Source organism: Amycolatopsis albispora (genome assembly GCF_003312875.1).
In the GTDB taxonomy this organism is placed as follows: Bacteria; Actinomycetota; Actinomycetes; order Mycobacteriales; family Pseudonocardiaceae; genus Amycolatopsis; species Amycolatopsis albispora.
Genome location: NZ_CP015163.1, coordinates 2,716,849 through 2,737,160 on the forward strand (window position 1 = coordinate 2,716,849; position 20,312 = coordinate 2,737,160).

Annotated in this window: 9 protein-coding genes; 3 read left to right on the plus strand and 6 right to left on the minus strand. The window is 73.9% G+C overall.

Annotation, left to right across the window (positions count from 1 at the left end):
* The first annotated feature begins 66 nt into the window (after positions 1-66).
* From A4R43_RS12665 to A4R43_RS12675, 3 genes are read left to right on the plus strand one after another with little or no spacing between them, the layout of a single operon-like run.
* The gene (locus A4R43_RS12665; protein WP_162788445.1) at positions 67-5,916 is read left to right on the plus strand and encodes a non-ribosomal peptide synthetase; all 5,850 of its coding nucleotides are present in this window, start codon (positions 67-69) and stop codon (positions 5,914-5,916) included.
* The gene (locus A4R43_RS12670) at positions 5,913-9,017 is read left to right on the plus strand and encodes a non-ribosomal peptide synthetase (protein WP_113692527.1); all 3,105 of its coding nucleotides are present in this window, start codon (positions 5,913-5,915) and stop codon (positions 9,015-9,017) included. The genes A4R43_RS12665 and A4R43_RS12670 overlap by 4 nt, the downstream gene beginning before the upstream one ends.
* Positions 9,014-12,730: a condensation domain-containing protein gene (locus A4R43_RS12675; protein WP_162788446.1), complete on the plus strand. Its 3,717-nt coding sequence runs from the start codon at positions 9,014-9,016 to the stop codon at positions 12,728-12,730. The genes A4R43_RS12670 and A4R43_RS12675 overlap by 4 nt, the downstream gene beginning before the upstream one ends.
* An 84-nt stretch (positions 12,731-12,814) precedes the next feature.
* Here the strand turns inward: A4R43_RS12675 and A4R43_RS12680 are convergent, their stop codons facing one another.
* The 6 genes from A4R43_RS12680 to A4R43_RS12705 form a co-directional block, all read right to left on the minus strand.
* Complete coding sequence (locus A4R43_RS12680) at positions 12,815-13,006, minus strand: hypothetical protein (protein WP_113692529.1); 192 nt, start codon at positions 13,004-13,006, stop codon at positions 12,815-12,817.
* Positions 13,007-13,088: 82 nt separating this feature from the next.
* Positions 13,089-14,444, minus strand: a complete 1,356-nt coding sequence (locus A4R43_RS12685; protein WP_162788447.1) for a glycosyltransferase — start codon at positions 14,442-14,444, stop codon at positions 13,089-13,091.
* Positions 14,441-16,456, minus strand: a complete 2,016-nt coding sequence (locus A4R43_RS12690; protein ID WP_113692531.1) for a prolyl oligopeptidase family serine peptidase — start codon at positions 16,454-16,456, stop codon at positions 14,441-14,443. The genes A4R43_RS12685 and A4R43_RS12690 overlap by 4 nt, the downstream gene beginning before the upstream one ends.
* Positions 16,453-17,475: an NAD-dependent epimerase/dehydratase family protein gene (locus tag A4R43_RS12695; RefSeq protein WP_113692532.1), complete on the minus strand. Its 1,023-nt coding sequence runs from the start codon at positions 17,473-17,475 to the stop codon at positions 16,453-16,455. Before A4R43_RS12695 ends, A4R43_RS12690 begins: the two co-directional genes overlap by 4 nt.
* Positions 17,476-17,491: 16 nt before the next feature.
* Complete coding sequence (locus A4R43_RS12700) at positions 17,492-18,799, minus strand: glycosyltransferase (protein WP_113692533.1); 1,308 nt, start codon at positions 18,797-18,799, stop codon at positions 17,492-17,494.
* Positions 18,800-18,827: 28 nt separating this feature from the next.
* Positions 18,828-20,039, minus strand: coding sequence for a cytochrome P450 (locus A4R43_RS12705; RefSeq protein WP_113692534.1), 1,212 nt, complete (start codon positions 20,037-20,039; stop codon positions 18,828-18,830).
* Positions 20,040-20,312 lie beyond the last annotated feature (273 nt).

Here is a 20,312-nt window from a genome sequence, read left to right on the forward strand (position 1 = left end):
CCCCAAGTGCCGGAATCGGTGTTGCCCAGAGGCGGGTTCCATAAGTCCACAATGGACGTGAATGCGGTGGCGGAATCACCGGCGGCGCTGTTCTCGGCCCAGGCCGCGCGGACGCCGGACGCGCCCGCACTGGTCTCCGGCGCGGGTGTGGTGTCCTACTCCGGGCTGGCCGCACGAGCCCGTGCGCTGGCCACGCGGCTGCGCCGCCGGGGCGCCGGACCGGAAACGATCGTCGCGGTGCTGCTCGACCGCGCCACCCCGCTGCCGGTCGCCGTGGTGGCGGTCGCCGTCGCCGGAGCCGCCTGCCTGCCGCTGGATCCGGCGTTCCCGGACCGGCGCGTGGCGGCGATGCTGCGGGAGTCCGGCGCCCGGCTGCTGATCACCACCGCCGACGCCTTGGCGGGCCGGGAACTGCCCGAAGACGTGGAAGTCGTCTACGTCACCGACGAGCCCGAACCGGCAGGCGAGGAGCCCTTCCCGGCGGCTCCGGGCCAGCTCGCCTACCTGATGTACACCTCGGGTTCGACGGGGACACCGAAGGGAATCAGCGTCCCGGGAAGCGCCATCACCGAACTGGCCCGCGACCCGCTGTTCGCCGGGACGGCCGCGGAACGGGTGCTCCTCCACTCGTCCTGCGCGTTCGACGCGGCCACCTACGAGCTCTGGGTGCCGCTGCTGCACGGTGGTGCGGTTGTCCTCGCGCCCCCGGGTGAGCTGGACGTCGCCGTGCTGGACCGGACCATCACCGAGCACGGCGTCACCACCGCGTTCCTCACCACCGCCCTGTTCAACCTGCTCGCCGAGCACCATCTCGGCCTGCTCTCGCGCCTGGGGCACGTCCTCACCGGTGGAGAGGAGGCCAGCCCCGCGGCCGTCGGGCGGGTGCTGGCCGGCTGCCCGCGGACGCGGCTGACCCACGTCTACGGGCCCACCGAGGCCACCACCTTCGCCACGGCGTACCCCGTGCTCGCCCCCGCGGATCCCGTGCCGATCGGCTCGCCGATGCACGGCACCGTGGCCTACGTGCTGGACCCGGAGCTCCGGCCCGTGCCGCCCGGCACCATCGGGGAGCTCTACCTGGCGGGCAGCGGGCTCGCCCGCGGGTACGCCGGACGCCCTGGCGCCACCGCGGAACGGTTCGTCGCCGATCCGTTCGCCGCCGACGGCTCCCGCATGTACCGCACCGGTGACCTGGTGACCCGCCGCGCCGAGGGACCGCTCGAGTTCCGCGGGCGAGCCGACGACCAGGTGAAGATCCGCGGTCACCGCATCGAACCCCGCGAGGTGGAGCAGGCGCTGCTCGACCGGCCGGAGGTGGCCGCCGCGGTGGTGCTGGTCCGGGAGCACCCGCCGGGCCACCGGCGGCTGGTGGCCTGCGTGACCCCGGCCGATGCCGCCGCTCCCCCGCGCGAGCGGCAGTTGCGCGACGCACTGGCCGCGACGCTTCCGGCCTACCTGGTCCCCTCGCTGATCCGGGCGGTGGAAACGTTCCCGCTGACCACCACCGGCAAAATCGACCGGCGGGCATTGGCCGGGGAATTCGCCGAGCCGGGGCCCCCGGCTGGCACGGCGGGCACGGCTGGCCCGGCGGACTCAGCGGGCCCGGCTGGCCCGGCTGGCACGGCGGACTCAGCAGGCCCGGCGGACTCGGCTGGCACGGCTGGCACGGCTGGCACGGCGGACTCGGCAGGCCCGGCGGACTCGGCAGGCCCGGCGGACTCAGCAGGCACGGCGGACTCAGCAGGCACGGCGGACTCAGCAGGCCCGGCAGGCCCGACGGACCCGGCTGCCACGGCAAGCCCGGCGGACCCGGCTGGCACGGCAGGCCCGGCTGGCACGGCAGGCCCCGCTGGCCCGGCGGACCCGGCGGACTCAGCAGGCCCCGCTGACACGGCGGACCCGGCGGAGCAGGACAGCCCCGGCGGGCGCGTCGAGGTGCTCCGCGGGATCTTCGCCGCGGTGCTGGGTGTCCCGGCCGGTGCGCACGACAGCTTTTTCACCCTGGGCGGGGACAGCATCAGCGCCCTCCGCGTGATCGCGCTGGCCCGCCGGGCCGGGCTGCGGGTCGGCATCCCGGAACTCTTCAGCCACCCCACCCCGGGCGGACTCGCCGGCGTGGCGGTGGCCGAAGCGGCGCCGCCGCCCGCGTCCGCCGCGGCATCCGGCCCGGTCGAGCACACCCCGGTGCTCCGCTGGTTCCTCACCGAAGCCGGTCCCATCCGGTACACCCACCAGTCGGTGCTGCTGCGTGTCCCGGCCGGGCTGGCCGAAGCGGACCTGACCACCGCGGCCACCACCCTGCTGGCCCACCACGACGCGCTGCGGCTGCGAGTGAGCGAACCGGACCGCGAGGTCGCCGTGCTCCCACCCAGGGCCGTCCCCACCGGCGGGCTGGTCCGGCGGGTCGCGTGGGCCGGTGACGCGGAAACCGTGCGCCGGTGCGGCGAAGACGCCGTCGCCCGGCTGGACCCGCACACCGGCGCGATGCTCCGCCTGGTGTGGTTCGACGCGGGCCCCGGGCGGCCGGGACGCCTGCTCGTGGTCGCCCACCACCTCGTGGTGGACGGCGTGTCCTGGCGCATTCTCGTGCCGGACCTGCGGCAGGCGTGGGAGGCGGCAGCCGAGGGCGTCCCCGCCCGGCTCGACCCGCCGGGCACGCCGTTCCGGGAGTGGGCACACCGGCTGCGACAGCAGACGGCGGCCCGGCGCGCGGAACTGCCCCACTGGTCCGGTGTGCTGGACACGCCGGACACCACACTGGCTGCCCGCCCGCTGGATCCGGCGCGCGACACGGCGGCGACCGCGGGCCGGCTGACCCAGACGCTGTCCACCACGACCACCAGCGCGGTGCTGACCGAAGTGCCCGCGCTCTACCACGCCCAGGCACGGGACGTCCTGCTGACCGCGTTCGCGATCGCCGTGGCACGCTGGCGGGACCGCGCCGGAACGGCGGTCCTGATGGACCTGGAAGACCACGGGCGCGAGACGCAGGTGGTGCCCGGCGCGTCCGACCTGTCCAGGACGGTCGGCTGGTTCACCAGCGTGTACCCGGTGTGCCTGGATCCCGGCGCGGCCGGGCTGACCGAACCGGGCCGCGCGCTCAAGCGGGTGAAGGAACAGCTGCGGGCGGTGCCGGATCACGGCATCGGCTTCGGCCTGCTCCGCCACCTCGACCCGGAGGCCGGACCGGCGCTGGCCGCGCGGCTGCCCCGGCCGTTCGTGGTCAACTACCTCGGCCGGTTCGCCATGCCGGAGGGCGACGACTGGGCGACCGACCCGGCTTCGCCGCGGCTGAGGGGTCCCGCGGCCGGCCGCACCCCGTTGAGCCACGCGATCGCACTGGACCTGGCGGTGCACGACCACGCGAGCGGGCCGGTGCTGCACGCGCACTGGACCTGGGCCGGCGGCCTGTTCACCCAGGCCGGGATCGGCGCACTGGCAGCCACCTTCGCCGAGGTGCTCGGTGAGCTGGCCACCCGGCCGGGTCCGGGCGGGCTCACCCCTTCGGATCTGCTGACGCCGCTGCCCCAGCACGTGATCGACCGGCTGGCGGCGGCCTGCCCCGGCCCGCTCGCCGACATCCTGCCGCTGTCCCCGCTGCAGCGTGGCCTGTGGTCGCACGCCGTGCTCGACCCAGCGGCCGAGGTCTACGTCGCGCAGCTGGAACTGGACTTGGACGGCCCGCTCGACCCCGCCAACCTGCGTGCCGCCGCCACCGCGCTGCTGCGCCGCCACCCGCACCTCGCCGCCGTGTTCACCCACCGGGGACTGCCCGAACCGGTGCAACTGGTCCCGGCCGAGCCGGTACCGCGATGGCGCGAGGCCGACCTGACCGGCGCGGGCACGGGCGAGCGGGCGGAGCGGCTGGCCGGAATCCTCCGCGAGGACCGTGTGCTCCCACTGGACCGGGGCGCCCTGCTCCGGTTCACGCTGGTGCGCCTGGACGCGCACCGGCACCGCCTGGTGCTCAGCTGCCACCACCTGGTGCTGGACGGCTGGTCGCTGCCGGTCCTGCTGCGTGAGCTCACCACGTTGTACCGGCCCGGCGGGGCGGAGTTGCTCGGCCGTCCGCTCGCCTACCGCGACTACCTGGCCTGGCTGGGTGCGCGGGACCGCCAGGCCGCCGCGGCGGCCTGGCGGGAGGAACTGGCCGGGCTGGCACCGCCGGATCCGGCACCGGACCACGCCATCGCGCCCGCGGTCGTCACGGCCACGCTGTCCGCGGCGCGGACCGGCGCGCTGACCGCGGCAGCCGCCTCGGCCGGGGTCACCCTGAGCACCGTGGTGCAGCTGGCCTGGGCGGTGCTCATGGCGCGGCGGGCCGGGCGTTCCGACGTGGCCGTCGGCGTGGTCGTCGCGGTGCGCCCACCGGACCTGCCCGGGGCCGCACTGCTGCCGGGCCTGCTGCTCAACACGGTTCCGGTGCGGCCCCGGCCGCGCCGGGGCGACTCCCTGCGCACCGCGCTGACGCGGCTGCGTGACCGGACGGCCGCCCTGACCCCGCACCACCACTTCGACCTGGCCGAGATCCAGCGGGCGGCCGGGCTGGACCGGGTGTTCGACTCCGCCGTCGCGGTGCAGAACCATCCCCTCGTCCCGGGCGGACTGCCGCCGCTCGCGCCGGACCTGCGCGTCACCGGTGTCCGCGGGCACGGCGGCAACGTCACGCACTACCCCCTCAGCCTGACCGTGGTCCCCGGTGACCGGCTCGGGCTGGAAGTGGGCCACCTCCCCGCCGCGGTCGGCGGCGCGGAGGCCACGCGGCTGGCCGGCGACCTGGCCGGGCTGCTGGTGCGGATGAGCGGTGACCTCGACCAGCCGATGACGGGACTGCTCACCGTCCGGGAGGGACCGGCCGTACCGGCGCGGGCACCGGTGCCGGAAATCCGGCTGTACCGCCGGCCGCGGGACCTGCGCGAAACCGTGTTGTGCGAACTCTTCGGCGAGGTGCTCGGCCTGGACCGGGTGGGCGTGGACGACGATTTCTTCGACCTGGGCGGGGATTCACTGCTCGCGGCCCGGCTGGTGGACCTGGTCCGCGAGGCGACCGGGGTCGAGTTGTCGCTGCGCGCGCTGCGGCAGGCGCCGACGGTGGCGGAACTGCGCGGGCTCGGCAAGGGGAACCCGGCCGCGGACTTCGACCCGCTGGTCCCGCTGAGGGCGCACGGCGCCCGCCCGCCGCTGTTCTGCTTCCACCCCGGGCTCGGCCTGAGCCTGGGGTACGCCGCCCTGCTGCGCGCGCTGCCACCGGATCAGCCGATTCTCGGCCTTCAGGCGCGGGCGCTGCGGCAAGCCGATGGCCTGCCCGCCAGCGTCGAGGAGATGGCCGCGGACTACCTCACCCTGATCCGCGCCGTCCGGCCCCACGGCCCGTACCGCCTGCTGGGGTGGTCGCTGGGGGCGCGGGTCGCGCACGCCGCCGCCACCGCCCTGCGGGCGCGGGGTGAGCCGGTCGACCTGCTGGTGATGCTCGACCTGCCCGCGCCGGACTGGGGTGATCCCGGCGCGGAAGCCCGCGAGGTGCTCCCGGCGCTCCGGCGGCTGGCCGCCGAGCCGGGCCCGCCGCCAGCCGGTGTGGTCGAGTTCGTGCGCCGCTTCGACGCCGGTGGGCCGGCCCTGCTGGCCCGCAATCCGGCCGGGGTGGCCAGGACCCTGCTCAACCTGAGCACCCTGTGGGGCCGGTTCACGCCCGGCGTCCACGCGGGCGAGCTCCTCCACTTCACCGCCGCCGAAGAAGCCGGAGAACCGGGCGGGCGGCCACCGGCCCGGCTGGGCTGGCGCGACCACGTCACCGGGCGGATCGACGACCATCCCGTGCCCTGCGCGCACCACGGGATGCTGACCCCGCGCGCGGTCGCGGTGCTGGGACCGGTCCTCGCGGCCCGGCTGGAGGACCTGCGGGGGAACGACCGATGATCGAGGACACCCACCCGCTGACCCCGCTGCAGGCCGGCATGCTGTTCCACACGCTGGCCTCGCCCGAATTCGACGTGTACACGCTGCGGATAGCGCTGACCGTCGCCGGGGTCGCCGACCCCGGCGCGCTCGGCCGTGCCTGGCAGCGGGTGGTGGACCGGACCCCGATCCTGCGTGCCTCGGTGTCGCTGGCCGGCGGCGCCCCGGTCCAGGTTGTGCACCGCGGTGTGGTCCTGCCGGTGCGGGAACTGGACTGGACCGGGGAAGGTCCCGACCGGGAAACCCGGCTTCGCGAGCTGGTCGACCGGGACCGGGAACGGCCGCTGGACCCGCGCCGCGCCCCGGCCTCCCGGCTGGTGCTCGCCCGCCTGCCGGGTGACCGGGTCCAGCTCCTGTGGACGGTGCACCACCTGTTCGTCGACGGCTGGAGCGTGGAACGGATCCTCGACGACGTCCTGGCCGCCTACGCCGCGATGATCACCGGCGAACCGGACGAGCCGCCTGCCCGGCCGCCGTTCCGGGAGTACGTGACCTGGCTCGGGCAGCAGGACGAGACGGCCGCGGCGGAGTACTGGCGAGGGGCGCTGGCCGGCCTCGGCGCGCCGGTGGCACCGCCCTGGGACCGGCCACCGGCGGCCGGGCACCGCGCCAGCGCCTTCGGCCACACGACGGTCACCGTGCCGGCGGACCGGCCGCGCCGGTTCGCGCGCGAGCACCGGCTGACGGTGAACACCCTCGTGCGCGCGGCCTGGGCCCTGGTGCTGGCCCGCCACGCCGGTGCCGACGACGTGGTCTTCGGCACCACGATCTCCACCCGGTTCGGCGACTTGCCCGACGCCGCGTCGATCGTCGGCCCGCTGATCAACACGGTGCCGGTCCGCACGCGGATCGGCTGGGACAGCCGGGTTCTGCCGTGGCTGCGGGAACTCAAGGCGGACTGGGCCGCGGCACGCGCCCAGGGGTTCCTCGCCCTCGACCGGATCCGGGCCGTGAGCGGGCTGCCCGCCGGGCAGCCGTTGTTCACCACCCTGGTCACGTTCGAGAACTACCCGGACGAACCGGACGCGCTCAACCGGGCGGGCGTGCGCGTCGAGGAGATGTCAGGGGACGAGTACACCGACAACCCCCTGACCCTGACGGCCTACGAGACCGCCGCCCGGATCGTGCTGCGGCTGGCCTACGACGCCGAGCTGTTCGGCCCCGCCACGGCCGACCGGCTCGGTGCCGCCCTCGCCACCGCGGTCGAGGGACTGGTCGCCGACCCGGACCGGCTGGTCGACGACGTGCCCGCGACCGCCGCGGCGGAGACCCGGCTGGTGCTCGGCGAGTGGAGCCGGTCCGGCCGCCCGCCCGCCACCCCGGTGACCGCACACGAGCTGTTCCGGGCCCAGGCCCGGCGCACGCCCGGGGCGACAGCCGTGGTGGACGGCGCCACGACGCTCACCTACGCCGAGCTCGATGCCCGGTCCGATCGGCTGGCGCACCACCTGGCCGGGCTCGGCGTGGGCCCGGAGGTGTTCGTCGGGCTGCACGCCACCCGCGGCGCCGGATTCGTGCTCGGCATGCTGGGCATCCACAAGGCCGGTGGCGCCTACCTGCCCCTCGATCCGGCGTGGCCAGCCGGTCGTCACGCCGCCCTGCTCGCGTCCGCCGGGGCCACGGTGACGGTCGTTTCGGGAACCGCCGGGCTCGGTGATGGCAGTGAAGGCGGTGAAGGCGTCCAGGTGCGGCTCGCGCCGGGGCAGGCCGGAGTCGCCCGTTCCGCCCCACTGCCGCGGGCCCGGCCTGGGCACCCGGCCTGCCTGATCCACACCTCCGGGTCGACCGGGCGGCCCAAGGGCGTGGTCGTGCCGCACGCCGGAGTGGCCGGCCTGGTCGCCCACTCCGCCGACGCACTCGGGGTCGGCCGGGGCGACCGGCTGCTGCTGGCCTGCTCGATCGGCTTCGACATGGCGTTCTGGACCGTGGTGACCGCACTGGGCACCGGCGCGACCCTGGTGCTCGCCGACGGCGAGCGGCTGCGGCCCGGGCCCGCGCTGGCCCGGCTGATCGACGAGCAGCGGGTGAGTCACCTGTTCCTGGTGCCGTCCGCGCTGGCGGTGCTCCCCGGGGACGCGCTGGGCGGGGTGCGCGCGCTTCTCGCCGGCGGTGAGGCGCTCCCGGCCGCGCTGGCCGCGCGATGGGCACCCGGGCGGCGGCTGGTCAACGGCTATGGGCCGACCGAGGCCACCGCCATGGCCACCTTCAGCGAACCGCTCGACGGGACGGGAGAACCACCGATCGGCACCCCGGTGGCCGACCTGCGGGCGTTCGTGCTGGACCACCGGCTGCGCCCGGTGCCACCGGGCACCACGGGCGAGCTCTACCTCGCCGGAACCGGCCTGGCGCGGGGATATCACGGCCAGGCGGCCGAAACGTCGGCGCGTTTTGTCGCCTGCCCGTACGGCGAGCCGGGCGAGCGGATGTACCGGACCGGCGACCTCGTGCGCCAGCGGGCCGGCGGCGCGCTGTGGTACGTCGGCCGGGCCGACGACCAGGTGCAGATTCGCGGGTTCCGGGTCGAGCCGGGCGAGGTCGAGGCGGCGCTGGCGGCCCATCCCGGGGTCGGGCGGGCCGTGGTGGTGGCACGGGCCGACGGCCCGGCCCGCACACTGGCCGCCTATCTGGTCGCCGCCACCACTCCCGCGCCCACCACCGCCGAGTTGGCCGAACACCTGGCCGGGCTGCTGCCCGGACACCTGATTCCCGCGGTGTTCGTGCCACTGGACGAGCTCCCGCTGAACGGCAACGGGAAGGTGGACCGCCGCGCGCTGCCCGAGCCACCCGCCCCGGTGGCGGGCCACCGGCTGCCGCGCACCGGCACCGAACGGGAGCTGGCCCGCGTCTGGGCCGGGCTGCTCGGGCGGGCGGTGGTCGGCGTGGACGAGAAGTTCTTCGAGGCCGGGGGCACCTCGCTCACCCTGGTGCGGCTCAACGGGCACCTGCCCGAGCTGTCGATGGCCGAGTTGCTCCAGCGTCCGACGATCAGCGAGATGGCCGCCCTGCTCGACGACAGGCGACGGGTCCGCACCACCGGATCCGGAGAGGACTGGGAACTGTGACCGGCACACGGGAGAACGCGGCCGAACCGATCGCCGTCACCGGGGTGGCGCTGGCACTGCCCGGGGCCACCGATCTGGACGGCCTGCACGCCGTGCTCAGCGCCGGGGAGGCTCGCGTCGGCCAGCCGGGCGCGGACCGGCTGGCCGCCCACGGTGAACGGGCCGGGCGGCCGTACCTGCCGTTCGGCTACCTCGACCGGATCGACCGGTTCGACCACGAGTTCTTCGGGCTGTCCCAGCGGGAGGCCGAACTCACCGACCCGCACCACCGGCTCGGCCTGCAGCTGGTGTACCAGGCGCTGGAGCACGCCGGGCACGCCCCGGCCGGGCTGCGTGGTTCCCGTACCGCGGTGGTGTTCAGCGCTCCCGCGCCGGACCAGCCCGCTTTCGGCGAAACCGGCGACCCGCAGCGGATCCTCGGCACGCTGCCCGCGGCCGCGGCCGCGCGCGTGGCGTACCTGTTCGACTTCCGCGGCCCGGCGCTGGTGGTGGACACCGCGTGCAGCGGCGGCCTGGCGTCCGTGGTGATCGCCGTCCGTGAACTGCGCGCCGGGCGGGCCGAGCTGGCCGTGGCCGGTGGGCTGAGCGTCCGGCCGGTCCTCACCCCCGAGGTCGAGCGGCCGCAGTTGCCCGGCCTGTTCTCCCCCACCGGGATGTGCCGCCCGTTCGACGCGGACGCTGACGGCACCGTCGGCGGGGAGGGCGGCGGTTTCGCCGTGCTGAAGCCGCTGGCGGCCGCGCTGGCCGACGGTGACCGCATCCTCGGGGTGCTGCGGGGCACCGGGATGAACCAGAACGGCTTCCGCGCCACCGGGATGAGCGCGCCCAGCCCGCAGGCACAGGCCGAGGCGATCACCGAAGCCTGGACGGAGGCCGGGGTGGACGGGGTGGATTACGTCGAGTGTCACGGCTCCGGCACCCCGCTGGGCGACGTGACCGAGGTCGCCGGGCTGCGCCTGGTCACCGATGGGCCGCTCGCGATCGGCTCGCTCAAGGCCAACTTCGGCCATCTCGACCACGCGGCCGGCTTCGCCGGTCTGGTCAAGGTGCTGGCCGCGCTGCGCCACCGCACGCTCTACCCCACCCCGCACTTCACCACGCCGCACCCCCTGATCGAGTTCGGCGACGGGATCGAGGTGAATCCGGTCGCGCGCCCGTGGCCGGCTCCGGCGGGCAGGCCCCGGCGGGCCGGTGTCAGCTCGTTCGGGCTGACCGGCACCAACGTGCACGTCGTGGTCGAAGAGGCGCCCGGCTCCCCGGCCCGCACCGCCCCCGTTCGTTCCGCCGAGCTGGTCACCGTGTCGGCGAAAACCCCGGCCGCACTGGGACGGCGGCTGGACCAGCTCGCCGATTTCGCCGAGCGCACCACGCACGACCTGCGGTCGGTGGCGCGGGCGCTGAACCGCGGCTTCGACGATCACCGGCACCGGCGGGCCTTTGTCGCCGAAGACACCGGGGAACTGGCCGCGTCGCTGCGTGCGGCGGCGTCGGCCCCGGCTACCCCGGCCGTGGCTGCCGCCCCACCGGTGACCCTGCTGTTCTCCGGTGACGGCCGGATCACCGATTCCGCCTGGACCCGGACGCGAGCGGACTTCCCGGACCGGCTGGACGAGGCCGCCCAGCCGGTCGCCCGCCAGTGGGGGCTGGCCGGGCTGCTGGGCGCGCTCGGCCTGCCGGAGGCGCGGATGGCCGGTTCGGGCGCGGGAAACCTGGCCATCCAGGTGCTCCGTGGGCGGCTGACGCGGACCGCGGCGATCGAGCAGGCCCGCGGGCGCCCGGGTTCCAGCGAGGTCGACGAGGCCGGTCTGGCGCGGATGATCCGGCGGCTGGTCACGGAGCACGCGGTGGCCGTCGAACTGGGCTCGGACGGGGTGCTGTCTCGCCGGATCCGGGAGGCGGCGCCCGGGCTCACGGTGGTGCCGCTGCTGTCCGCGGGCGGGCGCCGGGACGTGCTCACCGCCATCGGCCGGTTGTACGAGGCGGGCGTGGACGTGGACTGGGCTCGGTTCCACGGCCCCGGCGGGCCACGCGTCGAGGTGCCGGTGACCACCTTCGACCCGGTTTCCTTCGGTCACCACCCGAAGCCCGAGCCCGCGCCGCTGGATCCGGCCGCGGGCGCCGAGGCGGTGGTGGCCCGGTTGTTCGCCCGGCTGCTCGGCGCCCCGGCGGTGGCGCCGCAGGCGGACTACTTCGAGCTGGGCGGCACCTCCCTCGCCGGGATCGCCGTGCTGCGGGAGGCCGAGCACCGGTTCGGCGTGCGGATCACCTTCGCCGACCTGTTCCGGCACCGCACCCCGCGGGAACTCGGCGCGCTGATCGAGGCCCGGCGGACCGGGCAGGCGGCGGATCCGCGGTGGGCCGTCGAACCGGTGCCCCGGACCGGGCACCTGCCGTTGTCGGTCAACCAGGAACAGCTGTGGTACCTCGACCAGCTGAATCCCGGCAGCCCGCTCTACAACATCCCGGTCGGCCTGCGGTACCGCGGGCCGCTGGACCACGAGGTCCTGCGGCACGCCCTGCGGGCGGTGGCCGCGCGCCACGAAATCCTGCGCGTCCGCATGCCCGCCGAAGACGGGGTGCCCGGTCTGGTCGCGGACGGCCACGGCCCGGTGCTGAAGGTGGCAGACCTGGCGGGCGCGCCGGAGCACGAACTGCGCGCCCGCACCGCGGCCGAGGCCAGTACCCCGTTCGACCTGGCCACCGGCCCGCTGCTGCGGGTGCTGCTGATCCGGCTGGGACCGGCCGACCACCTGCTGATGTGCACGTGGCACCACATCATCTTCGACGGCTGGACCCCGGCGGTGTTCCTGCGCGACCTCTCGGAGTGCTACGCCGCGCGGCAGGAGGGCCGCCCACCGGAACTCCCCCGGCTGGCGATCCAGTACGCCGACTACGCGTCCTGGCAGCGGTCCTGGCTGGCCGGGCCGGAAGCCGAGACCGCACTGCGCTTCTGGCGCGGGAAACTGGCCGGGCTCACCACCCGGGAGCTGCCGCTCGACCACCCGCGCCCGCCGGTGCCCTCGCACCGGGGTGAGCTGCTCTGGTCCGAACTGCCCGCGCCGACGGCCGAGCGCGTCCGCGAATTCGGCAGGGCCAGGGGTGTCACCACGTTCGTCACCCTGCTCGCCGTGCTCAACACGGTGCTGCACCGGTGGAGCGGCGACGAGGACGTGGTGGTCGGCGCGGCCACCTCGGGCCGGTCGAATCCGGCCACCCACGAACTGATCGGCTACTTCAACAACGTGCTGCCGTTCCGCACCGCGGTGCACGGCTGCCTCACCTTCACCGAACTGCTCGCCCGCTGCGCCACCACCGCCACCGAGGTGCTCGATCACGAGGAGATGCCGTTCGCCAGGATCGTTTCGGCGCTGAACCCGGCACGTGAGTTGTCCCGGCACCCGGTGTTCACCGTCGCCTACACCCACCAGAACACCGCCGCGCACGCCGGCCCGCTCGGCGCGGCCACCATGACACCCGATCGGGCCACCGGGTTCGGCATCGCCCCCGGCACCGCGAAGTTCGACCTCACCTTCGGGGTGATCGACCAGAACGGCGGGGCGATGCACTGCTATCTGGAATACGCTCTCGACCTTTTCGACGCCGCCACGGCGGCACAATTACTGGAATTGCACCGCGCGGTGACCGAAGCGGCGATCACCACCCCGGACCGGCGCCTCGACGAACTCGTGCCCTTTCCACGCCGGGTGGGCTGACGCGGGCACAAAAGCCGAGGGCGCGGCCTCGCCGGTGCCGGAACACCGGTGAAGCCGCGCCCTCGGCGGACGGGGCCGGGCAGGCTACTGCTGCTCGACTTCCTTTTTCTTCTTGGTGTCCCGAGTGATGTGCAACAGGAACGAGCCGACCAGGATCATGCCGATATTGGCCGCGATACGCGCGCCCGTGGCGTCGAAAATGTAGTGCATCAGGTACCAGCCGTGGTAATCCGGATGCACCGCTCCCTGGATCAGGCCACCGATCCCCTGGATCACGCACAGGAGTCCGAGTACTCCCACGGTGAACCTCAAGCTACCTTTCACAAGTCCCCCTTAGCCACCCGCAGTGATCAAATGACTACTGTTTTGCCACCTTAGCACGGTGCGGCCGGGCGGTCAGCAGCGTGTCGCGGTGCGCGAGAAGGTGTTCCAGCACGGCCACCGCGCGCTCGGCGCCGTTCTCCGCGGAAACCCTGGTGGCCAGTTCCCGCGCCCTGGCGGAAATGGACTCGTCACCGACCGCCGTCCGGATCGCGGCGGCCAAATTCGCCGGATTCAGATCGCGGTTGCGAATCGGCGGCGGCGCGACACCGGCGCGATGCGCGTGCACCGCCCACATCAACTGTTCATTGTGGACAGGGCAGGCGATCTGCGGAATTCCGATGCGCAGGGCCTCGTTGATCACGCCCACCCCGGCCGCGTGCACCACCGCGCGCACCCTGGCGAACAGCCACCAGTAGGGAATGTCGTCGGTGACCAGCACGTCCTGGGGCGGGTCGTCGATCTCCAGGCTGCCGGAAGCCCGGATCACCACCGCGCGCATGCCGACCCGCCGGATCGCCTCCAGCACCAGCTGGCCCGCGTGCCGGGGATCGATTCCCCGCACCGTGCCGAAACTGACGCACAGCGGCGTTTCCCCGGCTTCCAGGAACCGGAGCAGCTCACGGGGCGGGGTGAAGCCCTCGCGTGGCGGCACGTACCAGAACCCGGTGGTCGCCACCCACGGCGGCCAGTCCGGCGCCGGGGGCACGAGTTCGGGGCTGAAGCCGTGGAGCACCGGCACCGGGCCGCCGTCCGGGCGGCGCAGCCGGTTGTGCTGGCCGCGGCGGGCGGGCAGGCCCAGCACCTCGTCCCGCCACATGTCCACCGCCATCTTCCCGATCGGCCGCAGTACCCGCACCGGGAAGTGGCTCAGCCGCCGCACCACCCGCGGGAACTCGCGATCCGACGGCAGGTACCGCGCCGGGTAGTGGGCCGAGGGCACGTAGTTCGGGAACAGGGTGGCCAGCACGGTCGGCACACCGAGCTTTTCGGCGACGTGGTGCCCCTGCTCGAACGGCAGTCCCTCGTAGGACTGGACGACCACGTCGGCGTCCGCCGGCGCCGCGGCCGAGATTTCCCGGAGTATGCCGGGAAAGCAGCGGATGAACTCCTTCGACAGCTTCGCCAGTGCCCGCTTGCGGACCGCACGGGTGGCCGCCTTGTTGTCCCCCTGGTTGCGCAGCCAGGTGGACAGGTCGGGATCGTTGACGTAGAAGTCGAGCAGTTCCTGGTTGCGTGGCACGTAGTCCACGCCGTACTCCGCGGCGTGCTTGGCGAACCGCTCCGGAGCGGCGAGAACGGCTTCGTGCCCGGCCTGGTTCAGCGCGTGCGCCAGCGCCAGATAGGGCTGCACGTCACCTCGTGAGCCGTAGGCGTAGATCAGGGCTTTCACTTCGTGTTGCTCCCCTCCGTCCCCGCTCCCCCTCCGCCGAGCCCGAGGCGGTCGGCGAAGAAGGACAGGCAGTCGGCGTTCAGTTCGATCTCCCGGCTGGCCGGACGGCGTCCGTGACCGGCGCCGAGCTCGCGGCGCAGCAGGAACGGCCCGCCGCGCGCCCGCGACAGCGCGGCGCACATCTTGTACGCGTGCACCGGCGACACCCTCGTGTCGGCGTCGAAAACGGTGAACAGCACCGCCGGGTATTCCGTGGTCTCCTCGACCCGGTGGTACGGCGAATAGGCACGCAGCCAGGCCAGCTGCTCCGGGTCGTCCGCGCGCCCGTACTCGCCCCGCCAGAGCCGCCCGAGCCCGAACCGCTCGTAGCGGACCATGTCCAGCAGCGGCGCCGAGCACACCGCGGCGGCGAACCGGCCGGGGATCTGCGTCAGCGCCGCCCCGACCAGCAGCCCGCCGTTGGACACCCCGAACAGGCCCAGCTGGCCCTCGGTGGTCCAGCCGCGCTCGACCAGCCAGTGCGCGGCCGCGTGGAAATCGTCGAAACTCCGCTGCTTGCGGTCGAGCCGGCCATCGTGGTGCCAGCTCCGGCCGTTCTCCCCACCGCCGCGGACCTGCGCGATGGCGTAGACCCCACCGGCCTGCACCCAGGCCAGCAGCGCCGGTGAGTACCCGGGGCGCTGGGACAGGCCGAAACCGCCGTAGCCGTAGAGAATGGCGGGCCGGGGCCCGGGTGCGCCGGCGGCCACGATGTGGAGGCGGACCTCGGTCCCGTCCGCGGAGCGGCAGGTTTCGTGCCAGGTGCGGATCCGGGGGTCCGGGGTGTGGCGCTCCGGCGCGGCCCAGGCCGACACCGCGCCGGTGTGGCCGTCGTAGCGCAGCACGGTCGGCGGGGTGGTGTAGTCGGTGTAGGTGAAGAAAGCCTCGTCGGCCCGCCGCGGGCGGTCGGAGATGACCGGCACCGAACCGGCGCCGGGCAACCCGGCCCGGTGGACCGGTTCGCCGGTGCGCAGATCGTGGGCCACGACCTCGGCCACCGTCGCCAGCGAGCGGAACACCAGCAGCAGCGGCCGGGCCAGTTCCGGTGCGTCCAGCAGCCGGAAATCCTCCAGCACGGCTTCGGCGTCCTCGGGCAGCAACTCTTCCCAGTTCGGGGCATCCGCCGTCACCGTCCGGAGCAACCGGCCGCGTTCCGCGGTCTCGTCGGACAGCAGGTACACCCGGCCCGCGCGGTCGATGGCGGTGCGCACGCGTCCGCCGAGCCCGCCGCGGATCAGGCGCGTCCCGGTCACCACGCCGTCCTCCGGCAGTTCGGCGATCCAGAGATCCCGGGACTGGGAGGGGCCACGGGAAGCGGTGACGAGCAGGCGTGTTCGGTGTGTGCTCAAGCCGTACGAGGCGTACCCGGACAGGACCGTGGTGTCCGGACCCGGCTCCCCGATCCGGTGCAGCCGGACCTCGCGGGTCCCGGCTGGTTCGCCGTCGTGGACGTAGCAGAACGCGCGGCCGCCGGGCAACCAGGCGACCGGGGAGGTCCGGCACCGGCCGAACGGCCCGTCCACCACCTCGCCGGTGTCCACGTCCAGCACCCGCAGCGTGCCCAGTTCCGTGCCACCCAGGGAAATCTGGAACGCGAGCAGCCCGCCCTCCGGGGACGGCTGCCAGGCGTCGAGAGTGGCTCCGGGACCGAATTCCGCCGGATCCAGCAGCATCCGGGCACGGCCGCCGGGGCCGGTCACCCACACCACATCGTGTTCGTGCCCGCGGGGACGCCGGTCGGTGAAACATCGGTCACCGGCCCAGACCGGGATGCCGGCGGCCCCGGTGTCCGACAGCTCGGCCAGCCGGTCCGCGAACCCGCGCGGCCACCGAGCGCGGTGCCGTTCGAACCGCACGCGCTGTTCTTCCAGCCACGCCTGGGTTCCGGCCGAGCCGGTCCGTTCCAGCCAGCGGTGGGGATCCCGGTCCACCGGCGGCGCCGGGTCCCGGTGCGCTGCGCCCAGCTCGGTCACACCCGGCCCGCCAGCCCGGACGTCGCCAGCTGCCGTTCCTGGTACCAGCGCACGGTTTCGGCGAGCCCCTCCCGCAGCGGGCGTGGCACGAAGGAGATGACCTCGGTCATGCGGCCCACGTCCAGGCGCCGGGCCGAGGGACCGGCCGGCTTGTCCGGGCGCAGGTGGATGCGCTCCGGCTCACCGAGCATCTCCGCCAGCGTCCTGGCCAGCTCCACGATGGCCACCGACTCGGTGCTGCCGATGTTGAAGGTGCGGTACCGGTCCGCCGCCACCATCTCCAGGGTCGCGCGCACCATGTCGGTCACGTAGACGAAGGAGCGGACCTGGCTGCCGTCACCCCAGATCTCGATCTCCTCGCCGGCCGCGATCCGCGCCAGCATGCTCGGGATCACCCGGTTGACCGGGCCGTGGAACCCGTCGCGCGGGCCGTACACGTTGGTCGGCCGGACCAGGAACACGTTCATCTCGAACTGCGCGCGGAACAGCTCGGCCAGCACCTCGCCGAACACCTTCGACAGGAAGTACCCGTTGGTCGAGTACCGCATGGTCCGCCGGAAGTCGTCCTCTTCGGTGATCGGGGCCGGGCTGTCGGTGCAGTAGATCTCGGCCGAGCTGATCAGCACCACGTCCCCGACTCCGCAGTCGCGCGCGCAGTTGAGCAGGTTGGAGGTGTACCGCAGGTTCAGGTCGAGAATGCGCGCGGAGTTCTTCACCTTGAACTCGGAGTTGCCGTCCAGCGCGGCGCAGTGGAAAACCGCGTCCACCCGCGGCGCGCAGAACCGGAACGCGGCCCGCAGTTCGTTCTCGTCGAGCAGGTCCACCCGCAGCGGCCGCAGCCGCTCGGCGCCGGGCACCCGCCGCAACTGCTGGAGGCGCCCGAAACTGTCGTTCCGGTGCAGGCTCACCACTTCGGCGCCGGCGGCGAGCAGTTCCTCGGTGAAGTGCGAACCGAGGAACCCGAGCCCGCCGGTGACCACCACGGTCTTCCCGGCCCACTTCGCCATCACGTCGGTCATCTCAGCTCACCCCGGTTCACCGGACCGGCGCCGGTTCGCGCACCATCGACTCGAGTGCGCGCGCGGCCGTGCCGGCGCCGTCCTCCGCCTGGATCCGGCTGCCCAGCCGGCCGGCCGCGGCGGTCATGGCCTGGTCGCGGGTGGCCGCGCGCAGCGCCGCGGCCAGCCCGTCGGCGGTCAGGTCACGCTGCCGCACCGGTGCCGTCGCCACGCCCAGCTCGTGGACGCGGCGGCACCAGGCCTCCTGCTCGCTGGTGTGCGGGATCGGCACCTGCGGCACCCCGGCGGCCAGCGCGTCGTTGACCGTGCCGACACCGCCGCCGTGCACCACCGCGTCCATCCGCGGGAAGAGCCAGTCGTAGGGTGCTTCGTCGACCAGGAGCACGTCCGGGCCGAGCAGCGTGGCGTCGATGTTCTTGTCCCGCCGGACCACCGCCCGCACCCCGGCGCCGGCGACCGCGTCGCGGATGATCCGGCCGGTCTCGGCGGCGTCCCGGCTGAGCAGGCTGCCGAAGCCCACGAACACCGTCGGGGTGTCGCCGTCGAGGAACCCGGTCAGCTCCGCCGGGGGCGTCCAGTCACCGGCCGGGGGCAGCCGCCAGAACCCGGTGGTGTGCACTTCCCCGCGCCAGTCCGAGGCCGGCGGCACCACCAGGGGGCTGAAGCCGTGCAGGAACGGGACCCGCTCGCCGGTGGGCGTCCGCATCCGGTTGTGGCGGCCGCGGCGCCGCGGCAGGCCGAGCGTGTTCTCCCGCCACTCGTCCACGATCCGGCGCCCCACCTGGAAGTTCCGCATCGGCAGGTAGCTCAGGCGGCAGAGCGGCTCGGGCAGGCGCATGCCGAAGGGCACCAGCTCGCTGGCGTAGTAGCGGGTGGGCACGCAGTTCGGCCACAGGGAGGTCATCACCAGCGGCACGCCGAGGTGCTCGGCGACGTGCTGGCCCAGTTCCCACTGGTAGTACCCGGCCACCACCAGATCGGCGCCGCCCGCCGCGGCGGCCGAGGTGTCCTGCAGCATCTTCGGCAGCCGGGTGCGCAGCGTCCGCCGCAGCCGGGTGCTCGCCCGCCGCCCGCGCTTGCGGTAACCGGGATCGCCGCTGCCCTGGTACGCCATCGTGTACTGGACTTCCGGATCCTCCAGGTACATCCGGATGATCGCGTCGTCACGCGGGGCGAACTCGACGCCGTACCCCGCGGCCAGGTCGGCGTACAGCGCCGGGGCGGACAGCACGGCGTGGTGACCGCGTGCGGCGAGGGCGTGCGCCAGTGCCAGGTACGGCTGCACGTCACCGCGCGTGCCGTAGGTGTAGACGAGGACTCTCATCGCTGCCTCCTCACTGGCGTCACTGCCGTCATGGCCGGCTGGAGGATCGGGCGCGGAAATCCACCGGCAGCGCGGCCAGCGCCAGCACCCCGCCCGCGGGATCGAAGTGCCGCAGGGGTTCGTCGGTCCGGACCGCGATGTCCTCGAAGCGGGCGGCCAGCTGCGCCAGCGCGCGCTGAGCCTCCAATTTGGACAGATGAACGCCGAGGCAGAAGTGGACCCCGCGGCCGAAGCTCAGATGCGGGTTGGGGTGGCGGTCCACCCGGAACTCCTCGGCGTCGGCGAACTTCCGCTCGTCGCGGTTGGCCGAGGTCAGCCAGGGCAGCACCACCTGCCCCGCCGGGACGCGGACCCCGCCGAGCTCGGTCTCGGCCGTGGTCCACCGGGCCACCCTGGCGAACGGCGGCCGGTACCTGGCCACCTCCTCCACCGCGGCGGGGATGAGCCCGGGGTCCTCGCGCAGCCGGTCGAGCAGGCCGGCCCGGCCGTCGAAGCACAGCACCGCGCTGGTGATCAGCGAGCAGGTGGTCATGTCCCCGCCGGTGAGCAGCAGGCGGAGAAAACCGATGAGTTCCTCGTCGGAGAGGCGGACACCGTGGATCTCGGCGTGGGCCAGCGCGGTGATCAGGTCGTCCCGCGGGTTCGCCCGGCGGTCCCGCACCTGCTCGGCGAAGTACTCGCGCATCTCGGCGAGCACCGAGCGCGCGACGTCGTGCTGCCCCTCGGCTTCGACGGCCTGCGTCCGCTGCTCGGACAGCTGCGCGAAACTCCACCGCTTGAACAGCGGCACGTCCGCGCGCGGCAGCCCGAGCACATGGGCGATCACGCTGGCCGGGAGCCGGTAGGAGAACTCGTCGACGAAGTCGATGCCGGTGTCGCCGGACAGGTTGTCCAGCAATCCGGTGATGATGGTGTCGATCTCGTCCCGCAGCTCGGTGATGGCGCGCGCGGTGAACCGCTTGCTCACCAGCCCGCGCAGCTCGGTGTGCCGGGGCGGGTCGGTCAGGGCCAGGTTGCCCTCGATGAGGTCGTCGTTGACCGAGACCTCGCGGGGGAACTCGCTGGAGAAGATCTTGCGGTCGGTGAAGACCCGTTCGGCCTCCTCGAAGGAAAAGACATGCCAGGCGCCGGAACCGGCGTCGAAGATCACCGGCTCGGTGGCCCGCTGGTAGGTGCCCCAGTCATACAGCGCCCGCACCGCGTCCAGTCCGGTGTCCGCGCTCAAGATCGACTCTGCCATGACGTTTTCCCGTCCCCCAGAAGACTTCTTGCGGGTGGTGGGGACGCGAACGCGGTTCGCGCCCCCACCACGGCTAGCTGCTCAACAACCGGAAATCACCTCAGCAGGTGATCGAGCCGGTCGAGGACGGCAGGTCGCTCTCCTCCACCTCGATGACGAGGGTCTGCAGGTCGCGGACGTTCTCCATGGTTTTCACCTCCCTGTTGGACTGGTTCTTCCTACTTCGAGCCTTGCCTTGCCGGATTTCGCGCACTGGCGCGAATCAGCTCAGCA

Excerpts from the sequence above, each read along its gene's own strand:
- A4R43_RS12670 (WP_113692527.1), top strand. The coding sequence starts at position 5,913 with ATGATCGAGGACACCCACCCGCTGACCCCGCTGCAGGCCGGCATGCTG.
- A4R43_RS12695 (WP_113692532.1), bottom strand. The coding sequence starts at position 17,475 with ATGACCGACGTGATGGCGAAGTGGGCCGGGAAGACCGTGGTGGTCACC.
- A4R43_RS12700 (WP_113692533.1), bottom strand. The coding sequence starts at position 18,799 with ATGAGAGTCCTCGTCTACACCTACGGCACGCGCGGTGACGTGCAGCCG.
- A4R43_RS12705 (WP_113692534.1), bottom strand. The coding sequence starts at position 20,039 with ATGGCAGAGTCGATCTTGAGCGCGGACACCGGACTGGACGCGGTGCGG.